Annotated in this window: 12 protein-coding genes; all 12 read left to right on the plus strand. The window is 40.0% G+C overall.

Annotated features, from left to right (window positions below):
• The first annotated feature begins 319 nt into the window (after window positions 1–319).
• The 12 genes from H4J63_RS13065 (at window position 320) to H4J63_RS13120 (ending at window position 14093) form a co-directional block, all read left to right on the plus strand.
• Window positions 320–583: a DUF4212 domain-containing protein gene (locus H4J63_RS13065; protein WP_011327286.1), complete on the plus strand. Its 264-nt coding sequence runs from the start codon at window positions 320–322 to the stop codon at window positions 581–583.
• Window positions 584–593: 10 nt separating this feature from the next.
• The gene (locus H4J63_RS13070) at window positions 594–2318 is read left to right on the plus strand and encodes a sodium:solute symporter family protein (RefSeq protein ID WP_182196976.1); all 1725 of its coding nucleotides are present in this window, start codon (window positions 594–596) and stop codon (window positions 2316–2318) included.
• A 124-nt stretch (window positions 2319–2442) separates the two neighbouring features.
• Window positions 2443–4281 (plus strand): DUF294 nucleotidyltransferase-like domain-containing protein, encoded by a 1839-nt coding sequence (locus H4J63_RS13075; RefSeq protein WP_182196977.1) that lies wholly within the window; start codon window positions 2443–2445, stop codon window positions 4279–4281.
• Between the two features lie 15 nt (window positions 4282–4296).
• Window positions 4297–4920, plus strand: a complete 624-nt coding sequence (locus H4J63_RS13080; protein ID WP_182196979.1) for a 3'-5' exonuclease — start codon at window positions 4297–4299, stop codon at window positions 4918–4920.
• Between the two features lie 124 nt (window positions 4921–5044).
• A complete protein-coding gene (locus H4J63_RS13085) occupies window positions 5045–5779 on the plus strand; it encodes an SIMPL domain-containing protein (RefSeq protein WP_182196981.1) in 735 nt (244 codons plus the stop codon).
• 79 nt (window positions 5780–5858) lie between these two features.
• Window positions 5859–6521, plus strand: a complete 663-nt coding sequence (locus H4J63_RS13090) for a peroxiredoxin-like family protein (protein WP_182196983.1) — start codon at window positions 5859–5861, stop codon at window positions 6519–6521.
• Between the two features lie 178 nt (window positions 6522–6699).
• Window positions 6700–7716, plus strand: a complete 1017-nt coding sequence (gene epd / locus H4J63_RS13095; protein WP_002961528.1) for an erythrose-4-phosphate dehydrogenase — start codon at window positions 6700–6702, stop codon at window positions 7714–7716.
• A gap of 64 nt (window positions 7717–7780) precedes the next feature.
• Complete coding sequence (locus H4J63_RS13100) at window positions 7781–8956, plus strand: phosphoglycerate kinase (RefSeq protein ID WP_182196985.1); 1176 nt, start codon at window positions 7781–7783, stop codon at window positions 8954–8956.
• Between the two features lie 201 nt (window positions 8957–9157).
• Window positions 9158–10222, plus strand: coding sequence for a class II fructose-bisphosphate aldolase (fba, locus tag H4J63_RS13105; RefSeq protein ID WP_002961523.1), 1065 nt, complete (start codon window positions 9158–9160; stop codon window positions 10220–10222).
• A 724-nt stretch (window positions 10223–10946) separates the two neighbouring features.
• Window positions 10947–11636 (plus strand): phosphate regulon transcriptional regulator PhoB, encoded by a 690-nt coding sequence (phoB, locus tag H4J63_RS13110; RefSeq protein ID WP_006791869.1) that lies wholly within the window; start codon window positions 10947–10949, stop codon window positions 11634–11636.
• A gap of 65 nt (window positions 11637–11701) precedes the next feature.
• Window positions 11702–13009 (plus strand): phosphate regulon sensor histidine kinase PhoR, encoded by a 1308-nt coding sequence (phoR, locus tag H4J63_RS13115; RefSeq protein ID WP_182196986.1) that lies wholly within the window; start codon window positions 11702–11704, stop codon window positions 13007–13009.
• 115 nt (window positions 13010–13124) lie between these two features.
• Window positions 13125–14093: a PstS family phosphate ABC transporter substrate-binding protein gene (locus H4J63_RS13120; RefSeq protein WP_002962686.1), complete on the plus strand. Its 969-nt coding sequence runs from the start codon at window positions 13125–13127 to the stop codon at window positions 14091–14093.
• The last annotated feature ends 157 nt before the right edge of the window (window positions 14094–14250 follow it).

The raw sequence follows: 14250 nt of genomic DNA on the forward strand, positions 1-14250 counted from the left end.
AAATAAAACTTTTATTTTATTTATATCTTATTGAATATTAACAGTAAAAATAAAACACCCTTGAGCATTAGACTAATGTCGCATTAATGACCAACTTATCAATTTAATCATAAAGCCAGCTTACAAAAACAGCCTAAGCAATTGAAATAATATAAAAATATATAAAACACGCTTGAATGATAAATGCAGTTTATGTAAACGTTAACAAGCTGTTACGACTATGGTCTCAATTCAATATGTAACCAGCGTTGCTAAATTGGTAAGCGAAGATAAAAAACCACTCATCGCGATATTGCGGTGCTTAAAGGGGAAAACAAAAATGGCTTTTAAAGATGAAGAACAAGCAAAAGCTTATTGGGCAGAAAACATTTCGCTGTTATTTAAACTGTTAGCAGTGTGGTTTGTCGTGTCTTTTGGTTTTGGCATATTACTGGTTGATGTACTTAATGAAGTACGTTTTTTTGGGTTTAAACTTGGCTTCTGGTTCTCCCAGCAAGGTTCAATTTATACCTTTGTGGCTTTGATTTTTGTGTACGTAGTCAAAATGAATACGTTAGATAAAAAATATGGCGTAGACGAATAGGAGCTAAGCAATGGATGTTCAAACACTCACGTTTTTAATTGTTGGTTTAAGCTTCGCGCTTTATATCGGCATTGCAATTTGGGCCCGAGCGGGTTCAACTAAAGAGTTTTATGTAGCGGGTGGCGGCGTACCTCCCTTAGCTAATGGTATGGCAACCGCTGCCGATTGGATGAGCGCGGCGTCGTTTATTTCAATGGCGGGTATTATTTCGTTTGCGGGTTACGACGGCGGCGTTTACTTAATGGGGTGGACAGGTGGTTATGTATTACTTGCCATGTGTTTAGCGCCTTACTTACGTAAATTCGGCAAGTTTACTGTGCCAGACTTTATTGGCGACCGTTACTACTCACGTACAGCGCGTTTAGTTGCTATTTTTTGTGCCATATTCATTTGTTTTACCTACATTGCAGGGCAAATGCGTGGCGTAGGCGTGGTTTTTTCTCGCTTTTTAGAAGTAGAAATTGAAACCGGTGTTTACATTGGTATGGTGATTGTATTCTTTTATGCGGTACTTGGCGGCATGAAAGGCATTACCTACACACAAGTAGCGCAGTATTGTGTACTTGTATTTGCCTACCTTGTACCAGCCATTTTTATCTCGATGATGATGACGGGTCATTTCTTCCCGCAAACCGGTTTTGGTGCCACATTAATTGGCAGCGACGGCGTATACGTACTTGATAAACTAGATGGCTTAAGCGCTGAACTTGGTTTTGCGCAATATACCGAAGGCTCTAAGAGCATGATTGACGTATTTGCTATTACTGGTGCGTTAATGGTAGGTACTGCTGGTTTACCACATGTAATTGTACGCTTTTTCACTGTACCTCGCGTAAAAGACACACGTATTTCTGCTGCATGGACTCTTGTGTTCATCGCGATTGTTTATACTACAGCACCTGCGGTTGCAGCCTTTGCTCGCGTAAACATGGTTGATACTATTAATGGTAAAGACGGTAGCGGTACAGCTTACGCAGAAGCACCAGGATGGATTAAAAACTGGGAACGCACAGGTTTAATTATATTTGATGATAAAAACGGCGATGGCAAAATGTTCTACACGGCGGGTAAAATCACCGATCCGAACAGTGCTAACGAAGTAAATGTAGACCGCGACATTATGGTATTAGCAAATCCAGAAATTGCTAATTTACCAGCATGGGTAATTGCACTAGTAGCTGCTGGTGGTATTGCCGCTGCATTGTCTACAACAGCAGGTTTACTACTGGTTATTTCGACCTCCGTTTCGCACGATTTACTCAAGCGAACCCTCAAGCCCGATATTACCGACAAGCAAGAGTTACTTGCAGCGAGGTTGGCAGCCATGGTCGCTATTGTTATCTCCGCGTACTTTGGTATTAACCCGCCTGGATTTGTGGCATCGGTAGTGGCATTTGCATTCGGCTTGGCGGCAGCGAGTTTCTTCCCAGCAATTATTATGGGTATATTCTCTAAAACAATGAACCGAGAGGGCGCAATTGCAGGCATGGTAACGGGTATTGGCTTTACCGCTGCGTATATCATCTTCTTCAAGTTTGTAAGCCCTGAGCTTAACAATCCTGAAAACTGGTTTTTAGGTATTTCGCCTGAAGGTATTGGCTTAGTGGGTATGGTTATTAACTTTGCAGTTGCTGCAATTGTTCTTAAGTTTACCCAAGCGACACCACCAGAAATTCAACAAATGGTAGAAGGTATTCGTAACCCTAAAGGATCTGCAGCAGCGCACGATCACTAGGCAATAATTTATAGGCCAAGTTTAAAATTATAAAGCACCAAAAGCCCGACTTTAGTCGGGCTTTTTATTTGTTTAATAAGTAAGTACATTAGATTGGTACATCACCATTTAAAGAGCGAATACAATGAGTGTAGAACAACAAGAAATAGCCCAGTATGTATGTTTGCAAGCGCCTTTTAGCCTCCTTAATAGCAGTGCATGCGAGTACTTTGTAAATCACCTCGATGTTATTTACCTTACACGTGAAAACCAAACTCAGTGGTTACAAAGTGAAAACCCTAAACTATTTTTAATTCGCTCTGGTTTGTACGACCTAGTTGATGGCAAGGGCGATGTTGTTACGCGCTTAGCGCAAGGTGACTATTTTGGTTTTCCGTCGCTATTAACCGGTGAGGCAATTCAAAATAGGTTAGAAGTACAAAAAGAGGGCATAGTGTATATGCTCTCTCAAACGCATTTTGATTTTTTACGCAGAGAATATAAATCGTTTGAGCAATACTTTGTACGCGCTCACGCTAACCGGTTATTGTCATCGCATTATAAAAGTAAAAACGATAGTTGGTCTGAACGTAAAATATCAGAGCTGATGACCCGCACAGCAATTACACTTTCGCCCGATGCAAGTATTAGGCAAAGCGCTAAAAAAATGAAAGAGCATGGTGTGTCGTCAATAATGATAACGCAGCACGCGCACTTAGTAGGGGTTGTGACTGACCGTGATTTACGCAACCGAGTACTTGCCGACGAGGTAGATCCACAAGACGCAGTAAGCAGTATTATGACCGCCAAACCTAAGTTTATATTTGAAAATAACCGGGTGTTTTCGGCGCTGCACTTAATGCTTAAATACAATATTCACCATTTGCCTGTGCTTGACGAAAACCATAACCCGATAGGGATGATAACCAGCACCGACTTACTGCGCCAACAAAAAAGTGACCCCGTACAGCTTATTGGGCGCATATATAAAGCGCATACTGTTACTGACTTAAAACGCTACGCTAAAGAAATTCCCGAACTTTTGCGTAGTTTTTCGTACAACATTGACGACATATCGTTAATTGGTAAATTACTCAGTGGTTTAACCGATGCGCTTACATCGCGCCTGATTCACTTATTTCAAGAAGAGCATGGCGCAGCGCCAACCAGCTTTAGTTTTATTTGCTTTGGCTCGCAAGCACGCGAAGAACAAACCCTGCATTCAGATCAAGACAACGGCTTATTACTCCCTAACGACTTAACCCTCGAGCAACACGCTTACTTTAAAAGTATGGGGGAGTTTGTATGTGAAAATTTAGTTGAGTGTGGCATTAGGCGTTGCCCAGGTAATATTATGGCAAGCAGTGATGAGTGCCGTATGAGCGTAAACGACTGGAGCGAGCGCTTTTTTAAATGGATAAAAAGCCCCACACCCAATGCAATGCTTAACTGTAAGATATTTTTTGACCTGCGATTTATTGAAGGTTCAAACGCGTTATACACGGCTTTTTGCGAGCAACTAATTCGTATATCGCGTAACGACTTATTCTATGCCGCAATGGCAACCGACATAAGTAGCAACAGCGTGCCAATTGGTTTATTTAATAAATTTAAAACCGAAAAAACAGATCAAAATAATAAATACATAGATTTAAAAAAACGCGGTGTCGTAATTATAAATGACATAGTGCGGTTATATGCTCTAAAAGCGGGTATTAGGCGCGCCAACACACAAGAGCGGTTGGATGCACTACTAAAACATAAACTGATCAGCAAAGAAGATATATACAACCTAAAAGACTGCTGGCGGTTCTTAACACAGCTGCGCTTAAGTACTCAAATAAACGAAGAGGGCTTACCGAGTAATTGTATTAATCCAAATAAATTAAACTCACTAGAGCGCCATCAACTAAAAGAAGCGTTTTACCTTGTTAAACAAGCGCAGCAAGCCGCCGCGTTTAAGTTTGCTCGCGGCAGTTTATAATGATGGATTACTAACATGGTAAAAAAGCTGCTCACTCGGTATTTAAAGCGCCGTAAATTACTAGGCAAAAATGCCTTACAACAACGTTATTTGGTGATTGATTTAGAGCTCACTGGCCTTGATGCAAAACAGCACGAAATTGTATCACTAGCGTGGGTGATAATAGATAACCAATGTATAAAAATGAGCGAGTCGCAACACCTGATAAATAAAGACGTAAAAAGTTTAGCTCAAAGTCCTGTTTTTCATGGGATTAGCGATGATGCTATAGCAAAAGGGCAAAGCCTAAATAGTATATTAACGCAGTTAAGCAGCCATTTTAGCGACTGTATTTTAGTGTTTCATAATGCCATGCTCGATTGGGGGTTTTTAAAAATAGCGCTTAAAAATGCCAATATAACTATACGTCCTAAACTTATACTCGACACACTCCATATTGAACAAAAGCGCTTACTCCATCATTCAACTGAAATAAAACAAGATGATTTAACCCTTAATGCTTGCCGCACACGTTATGAGTTACCAAGCTATCATTGCCATCATGCACTGACCGATGCACAAGCCACCGCCGAGTTACTGCTAGCCCAGTGCCATCAAATAAGCCGTGGCAAAGAGTTAAAAGTAGCAGAGTTGATGTAGGTTGGCTGTAGGCGCGAGATAAACTCCCGCCTACAATAAAGAGCAGTTTACTTTTATTGTTATCCGTATGACTATAGGTACAGTTACGTAGTCATTATTTAACTAATTACTCCAAGGAACGAATATGAAACTCATTATCACTATTTTTCTAACATTATTCCCACTTATCACTTTTGCTAATTCAAGCTTGCCTGCTAATCGCCATATTGCAGTGCAGGGTACTGCAGAGGTATTAGCAAAGCCCGATATGGCTAAGATTTCTTTTGAAGTAATAAGCTTTAAAGACAAATCACTTGATGCTAAACGTGATGTTGATGATCGAGTAAATTTGTTACTTAAAGGTTTAAGCAAGTATGGTGTTAAGGAGACAGATGTTTCTGCTACAAGCCTGTTAACTTACAATGATGACGACAAGTTTAATGTTGAGAGTGGCACAATGATTAATGCAGGATATGTAGCAACAAGAACACTTAAAGTAACATTAAGAAATATTGAAAAGTTGAATGATTTTATCGATTTTGCATTAAGTGTAAAAATTAATGAACTGACGAATATTGAGCTTATGTCTTCAAAAGCCGCGCAGTTAAAAGCTGAAGCAACACAAGGCGCAATAGATAACGCTATAGTTAAAGGGGGTAAGCTTGCCAAAGCATTTGGCGCAGAGCTTGGAAAAATTTACAGTATTAATTCCAATTCTAACCGTTCAAGTTATGGTTATGGCGTAGATGATTTTGAGAGAATAGTTGTGAGCGGTTCTAAAGTTATTAGAAATCCATTTGAGCAAGGTAGATACCTGCAAGAAACTATTACATTTAAATCATCAATAAACGTGGTGTTTGATTTAGAAGTAAATGAATAAGTTAAAATTTTCATTTCAAATACATTTTCATAATGTAAGCTGGCTTTAAGTTTTTGATTAATTTGAAGGTAGCCATATTATGAGCGATGAAAATAACACGTTACAAGCACAAACTGAGGCAAAAATAGCCGCAGGGCGAAAAGGTAATCCTGATTTCATGAAAGGTGTTGATGAAACGATTGCACAAGCAAAAGCGTTTCAGCAAGGTGCTAATGCACTTGATTTAAACCAAAGCGCACCAAGTTTTGAGTTACCAAATCAACATGGTCAATCGGTGCAGTTAACCGAGTTACTTGCTAAAGGACCTGTGGTTGTTACTTTTTATCGTGGAAGTTGGTGTCCGTACTGCAATTTACAGCTCAAAGCGCTTCAAGCACGTTTACCTGAAATTCACGCATTAGGCGCACAATTGGTGGCTATTAGCCCGCAAGTACCCGATGGCTCAATGAGCGAAAGCGATATAAGTAACATGGATTTTTTAGTGCTGAGTGATCAAAATGCCGATGTAGCAGCAAGCTACGGCGTAGCATGGCAAGTGCCCACATTTTTACTCGAGCATATGCGAGTAGACCGAGGCCTAGATTTAGAGTCGGTTAACAATGGCAATAGTAGTGCTTTACCGATCCCTGCCACCTTTGTTTTAGATAAACAAGGTAAAGTGACTTGGCGCTATGTTGATGTTGATTATCGTACTCGTTCTGAGCCAGAAGATATAATTAACGCTTTGAAAAATTTAGTATAAAAAACTTAATTTTAAAAGTCAGAGCCATCGAAGAGCTTGCAATGCCTAAGCTCTTTAACCTTAATTTAAAGTTTCTAATGCTTCCCTCTTATAATCAGATGCAAGGTCGATTACAATACAGACATCTAAAAGGCGTATTGCCTTTATCTGCACGCTAAAAGAGTGGATTTTATATTTCATGGCAATCAAACTTGCAATTAATGGTTTTGGTCGTATTGGTCGAAATATTGTCCGCGCGTTATACGAGTCTGGTTTGAGCGACGATATAAAAATTGTTGCGATTAACGAACTTGCTGATCCTGAAGCTATTGCTCATTTATTAAAATACGACACATCCCACGGTCGTTTTTCTTTTCCTGTAAAACTTGGTGAAGACACCATTAGTGTTGCAGGCGATACCATTGCACTTTTTTGTGAAGAAAACCCAATTGAATTACCTTGGCAAACGCTCGATGTAGACGTTGTACTTGAATGTACGGGTGTTTATCACTCGCGTGAACATGCGCAGTTACATATTACCGCAGGCGCTAAAAAGGTGTTGTTTTCGCATCCGGCCGATAACGATGTTGATGCTACGATTGTGTATGGCATTAACGACGATGAGCTTAAAAGCGAGCACACAATTGTTTCTAACGGATCGTGTACAACTAACTGTGTTGTGCCGGTTATTAAAGTATTAGATGATGCATTTGGTATTGAGTCGGGCGCTATTACAACGATTCATGCGTCGATGAACGATCAACAAGTGATTGATGGTTATCATCATGATTTACGCCGTACTCGCGCTGCAAGCCAATCAATTATTCCAGTTGATACAAAGCTCGCTCGTGGTATAGACCGTATTTTACCTAAATTTAAAGGCCGTTTTGAAGCCATCGCCGTACGTGTACCTACTATAAATGTCACGGCAATGGATTTAAGTGTAACGGTTAATACCGATGTAGATTTAAATGCAGTAAATAATGCACTTAAAGCACAAGCAAAAGACCGCTTAGAAGGTATTTTAAGTTATACCGAAGAGCCGCTTGTATCGGTTGATTTTAATCACGACCCACATTCTTGTATTATTGATGGCACACAAACACGTGTTAGTCACAAACGACTGATAAAGTTATTAGTATGGTGTGATAACGAATGGGGTTTTGCTAATCGTATGCTCGACACAGCGCGTGCTATGATGGCAGTGAATAAGTAATTTATTAATATAATAATTTTAAACGTATTTTTCAGGTTCAGTATCGTTAACTAAGGAGATGTTCATGTCGGTCATAAAAATGGCAGATTTAGATTTAAACGGCAAACGCGTATTAATTCGTGAAGATTTAAATGTACCAGTTAAAGCAGGTAAAGTGACGTCAGATGCGCGTATTCGTGCAGCACTACCTACTATTAAACTAGCCCTTGAGAAAGGCGCTAAAGTAATGGTTATGTCACACCTTGGCCGTCCTACGGAAGGGGAATACGATGAAGCGTTTTCGCTTGCACCTGTAGCTAATTACTTAAACGATGCCCTAGAGCAAACTGTACGTTTAGAAAAAGATTACCTAAACGGTGTTGATATTGCTGATAACGAAGTGGTTGTTTTTGAAAATGTGCGCTTTAACAAAGGCGAGAAGAAAAACGACGAAGCGTTATCTAAGCAACTAGCTGCACTGTGTGATGTATATGTAATGGATGCATTTGGTACGGCTCACCGTGCACAAGCGTCTACCCATGGCGTTGGCTTATTTGCCGATGTTGCATGTGCAGGTCCGCTGTTATCGGCTGAGCTCGAAGCGTTAGGCAAAGCACTTGATAATCCAGCTCGTCCATTAGTGGCGATTGTTGGTGGTTCTAAAGTATCTACTAAGCTCACCGTTTTAGATTCACTTTCTAAAATTGTTGACCAATTAGTTACCGGCGGCGGTATTGCAAATACCTTTATTGCTGCATCAGGTAGCCCTGTTGGTAAATCGCTTTACGAACCTGATTTAATGGAAGAAGCGAACCGTTTATGTGCAGCAGCGATTGCTAATAATGGTGAAATTCCGGTACCGACTGACGTAGTAGTTGGTAATGAGTTTTCTGAATCTGCTGTAGCTACGCTTAAAGATGTAAGCGAAGTAACAAGCAATGATATGATTTTTGATATTGGCCCTGATACAGCGAGCAAGCTTGCAAAAATTATTGCAAATGCAGGCACTGTTGTATGGAATGGCCCAGTTGGCGTGTTCGAGTTTGACCAATTTGGTAATGGTACTCGTGCTATTGCACAAGCAATTGCTAACTCAAATGCGTTTTCAATAGCGGGTGGTGGTGATACCTTAGCCGCAATCGATAAATACGGCATTGCCGATAAAGTATCTTATATTTCTACTGGTGGTGGTGCGTTCTTAGAGTTTTTAGAAGGCAAAAAACTTCCAGCAGTTGAAATGCTAGAGTCGCGCGCTAAGTAATTTTAGTGGCGTAAGGTGAGGGGGTAATAGCCCTCACCGACAATTAATTACTAAATACCTCTCACCCTAATTTAGTCGTTAATTTAGACGGAATATTACTGCAAAGCAGTGGTTTTTCGTGGCGTTGTTATAACGCCAAACTAACACATCCGTTCAAACTAGATGGTAGGGAACTACTGTCGATAAATTGGAGAATACCCAATGGCTTTAATCAGTATGCGACAACTTTTAGATCATGCAGCAGAGCATGGTTACGGCGTACCTGCTTTTAATGTTAACAATCAAGAGCAAATGCGCGCAATAATGGAAGCGGCTGACAAAACAAACAGTCCAGTAATCGTTCAGGGATCAGCTGGTGCACGTGCTTATGCTGGTGCCCCATTTATTCGTCATATGATTTTAGCAGCCGTTGAAGAATGGCCACATATCCCAGTTGTAATGCATCAAGATCACGGCACATCGCCAGGTGTGTGTCAGCGTTCAATTCAGCTTGGTTTTTCATCAGTAATGATGGATGGCTCGTTAATGAGCGACGGAAAAACCCCTTCAAGCTACGAATACAATGTAGAAGTAACGCGCGAAACTGTTGCGATGGCGCATGCCTGTGGCGTATCGGTTGAAGGCGAGCTAGGTGTACTTGGTTCACTTGAAACAGGTGAAGCTGGCGAAGAAGATGGCGTTGGCGCAGAAGGGTTATTAACAACGGATCAAATGCTAACAGACCCTGAAGAAGCGGCTGATTTTGTAAATAAAACACACGTTGATGCACTTGCAATTGCTTGTGGTACTTCACACGGTGCTTATAAATTTACTCGCCCACCAACAGATGACATTTTAGCGATTGATCGCATTAAAGCGATTCATGCACGTATTCCTAACACGCACTTAGTGATGCATGGCTCATCTTCAGTTCCTCAAGAATGGTTAGAAATTATTAATCAGTACGGTGGCGAAATTCCAGAAACTTATGGTGTGCCAGTTGAGCAGATTGTTGAAGGCATTAAGTTTGGTGTTCGCAAGGTAAATATTGATACTGATTTACGTTTAGCATCTACCGGTGCAATTCGCCGTCATATGGCGCTTAACCCATCTAACTTTGATCCACGTAAATACCTAGCTGAAGCTACAAAAGCAATGACAGAGATTTGCGTTGCACGCTATAACTCGTTTGGTACTTCTGGCCAGGCTAGTAAAATTAAGCCAATTTCACTTGATGAAATGCACCTTAAATACTTAAGTGGCGAACTAGACCCTAAAATTAGATAATAGATCAATTTATAATTGCTTATTTAAGCCAGTAACTTTGTTGCTGGCTTTTTTAATGTCAGCCCTTTTTATATTGCAGGTTACGGCTTCTATTGATCAGATCGCTGTACTATCAACGCCGTACTTTGGGATCACGCATTTACTAACATAGCCTTTTCGGATCATTACTTTACTAAGCCAAATACACTTTTTCGCTATTTTAGGCTCTGAGATAATTTGATCGTTATTTATTTGTATAAACAATCAACAACTTATGGCTTTGACTAGGTACAACTCTGATCTGAGGGTTGATCGGCTTGGTAAAAATCTGATCCTTTATTTTGGGCTTAGTAAAATTTAGATCTATTTTTAAACGTATTGATTGTTACACAGGCGGGTTTGTTAATTTTAAAATAGCTTTAAAGTTATTTTTAAACGATCGATCTGTAAAAAAGTCTTGGTTAGTAAAACAATGATCCCAGCTAATTTTGTATTATTTAATGATTTAACTAGCGACAAAAAGCAGATAATTCTAAAAACTAGCTATTTTATAAATTTATCGTAAATCTCTTTTTATTACGTTAAATATTAAAAGGGTTTTAAAAATATGACGTTAATGAGGTTTTTTGTCACTAATTTGTGTTTTTTTTACCACCATTTTAATTTACACGTTACACTTTCATAAAAATGTCATACTTAGTCATAATAATGAAAACTAATTCGATAGCGTAAGAGATAAATTGGAATGTCACGTAAAGTACTAGTCGTAGATGACGAAGCTCCTATCAGGGAGATGTTGGTTTTTGTTTTAGAGCAAAATGGATTTCAAGCAATTGAAGCAGAAGATTACGACTCTGCTATTGCAGCTATGGTTGAACCTTACCCAGATATGGTTTTACTTGATTGGATGTTACCAGGTGGAAGCGGTATTCAAATTGCTAAAAAGTTTAAGCAAAACGAACACACCCGCCAAATCCCAATTATTATGCTTACAGCTCGCGGCGAAGAAGAAGACAAAGTACGCGGCCTTGAAGTAGGTGCAGATGATTACGTCACTAAGCCGTTTTCTCCTAAAGAGCTTATGGCACGTATTAAAGCGGTTATTCGCCGTGTATCGCCAACCTCATTAGAAGAAGCTATTGAAGTACATGGCCTGCGTTTAGACCCTATTTCTCATCGTGTTACCTCAGAAGGTAACGAGCTTGATATGGGGCCAACCGAATTTAGATTACTGCACTTTTTTATGACTCACCCAGAGCGTGTTTATAGCCGTGAACAACTGCTTGATCATGTGTGGGGAACTAACGTTTACGTAGAAGATCGCACTGTTGATGTTCACATTCGTCGCCTGCGTAAAGCAATTGGCCCACTTGGACATGACCGTTTGGTGCAAACAGTACGTGGCGCTGGGTATCGTTTTTCAAGTAAGCTGTGATCAGCTTAAAGCTTAGCTAATGTGTAAAATACGCATGTATTACTACTCTAAGGTAAAGTGAGTGTATGTATCGAGTTGTTAATAAGCAGGCGTTAGTAAAGCGCCTGTTTATCTATTTTTTACCCTTACTATTAATTGGTGTGCTAGTTGGCGCGCCATTTTTGCTTTTATTTTTAGGATCTTTTTCCCTCCTTATTTGGCACTACCATCAACTTTATCGTTTGAGCGATTGGCTACTTAATCAACGCAGCTTTAATCCACCAGAGGGTGAGGGTGCATGGGAGCAAGTGTTTGAAGGTATTTACCATCTCCAGCACCGTAATCGTAAAAAACGTAATGAGCTTGCAGATTTAATTCGTCGCTTTCGCGATGGGGCTGAAGCGGTACCTGATGCGGTTGTGGTGCTGCAAAACGATTTAAGTATTGTGTGGTGTAATCAATTAGCCCTTAAAGTGCTTGGTTTGCAGTGGCCTACCGATCATGGTCAGCGCCTTGATAATTTAATTCGCGAACCTAAGTTTGCTAAATACATGCACAAAGGCGAATTTGACGACGCGCTTGAGCTGGATAACGGTCACACTATTGAGCAGGTGCTTGAGTTTAGGGTAATGCCATATGCAAGTACGCAACTTATGGTTGTGGTACGTGATGTAACACGCTTAAAACAGCTTGAACAGATGCGTAAAGACTTTGTTGCTAATGTATCGCATGAACTACGTACACCGCTTACAGTAGTTACAGGGTATCTTGAGATGATGGATGGCGACATGATGCCGCCGCCAGCAATGTGGAACAAAGCGCAAAATACCATGCTTGAACAATGTAAGCGCATGGATAGCTTAGTCAGCCAATTATTATCGCTTTCGCGTATTGAAGGTGCACGGCGCCAAGACAACGATAAAGCTATAAATGTACCGCAATTACTTGGTTATATTCACACTGAAGCAAACTCAATTAATCAAGACAAAGGCCACGAACTTATTTTTGATATTGATAAAACCCTTGATATTAAAGGCTCTGAGGATGAACTGCGTAGTGCGTTTTCTAATTTAGTATTCAACGCGATTCATTACACAAAACCAGGCGGTAAAGTAGAAGTATGCTGGCAGCGCAAAAACAATAAAGCGTGTTTTAGTGTTACCGATAATGGTGATGGTATTGCGCCTGAGCATATTAACCGATTAACTGAGCGTTTTTATCGTGTAGATAAAGCTCGCAGTAGAACAACAGGTGGCTCAGGCTTAGGGCTCGCTATAACAAAACATGTGTTAACTCGCCATGATAGTAAATTAAATATTCGCAGTGAAGTTAACAAAGGATCGTGTTTTTCTTTTGATTTTTCAATAGATAAGATAGTTTCGCTGACTAAATAATTAAGCTAATAGGTCAAGTCATAAAAGTGTCATTTAAGAGTAATGTAACTGTCATGTACTCACTTTAGAGTGGGCAGCAGTTAGAAAATGGAACGAACAAACCGGAGAACTCTACATGAAATTTAAAAACTTAGTTGCCGCAATGGGTGTGGCTGTTACAACTTTCGTATCTGCACAAGCAGTTGCTCTAGACCAAAATATTCCTGAGTATCAAAAAATTAGTGGTGTTTCAGGCAACTTTTCATCAGTAGGTTCTGACACTTTAGCCAACATGATGACGTTTTGGGCTGAAGAGTACAAACGTATTTACCCAAATGTAAATATTCAGATTCAAGCAGCAGGTTCTTCTACTGCTCCACCGGCACTTACCGAAGGTACAGCTAACCTAGGTCCAATGAGCCGTAAAATGAAATCTAAAGAAATCGAAGCGTTCGAAAAACGTTACGGTTACAAGCCAACAGAAGTTCGCGTAGCTATTGATGCACTTGCTGTATTTGTACATAAAGATAACCCAATTGAAGGTCTTCGTATTGACCAAGTAGATGCTATATTTTCATCTACTCGTAAATGTGGCGCACCAGAGCAAGTTAACCGTTGGAGCGATGTTGGTCTAACAGGTGATTGGGCAGCTAAAGATGTGCAACTTTACGGACGCAACTCAGTATCAGGTACGTATGGTTACTTTAAAAAGAAAGCACTTTGTAAAGGTGATTTCCGTAATAACGTAAATGAGCAACCGGGTTCTGCATCAGTAGTACAGTCAATTTCATCTTCATTAAATGCAATTGGTTACTCAGGTATAGGTTATAAAACATCAGGCGTACGTACAGTACCGCTAGCTAAAAAAGGCGATAACTTTGTTGATGCAACACTTGATAACGTTGCACAAGGCAAATATCCATTATCTCGCTTTTTATACCTTTACGTGAATAAGCACCCAAACAAGCCGTTGTCTCCAATGGAAGCGCAATTCTTAAAAATGGTACTTTCAAAAGATGGTCAGCAAATTGTAGAAAAAGATGGTTATGTACCACTTTCTGCAAAGCTAGTAGAGACAGAACTTAAGAAGCTTGGTTTAAATTAATAAACTATAAGCAATAAAAAACCGCTCATTGAGCTAACACCATTCAGTTAAGCATGCTTTGACTTAATGGTGTACCGAGTTTTTGAAATTCGAACGGTCCTACTTTTGGGCCGTTTTCTTTTTTCTGGAAGAATATAACGTTTCACTCGTTCTCGCA

It is taken from the genome of Pseudoalteromonas sp. 5Ae-yellow, from assembly GCF_014077565.1.
Classification (GTDB): Bacteria; Pseudomonadota; Gammaproteobacteria; order Enterobacterales; family Alteromonadaceae; genus Pseudoalteromonas.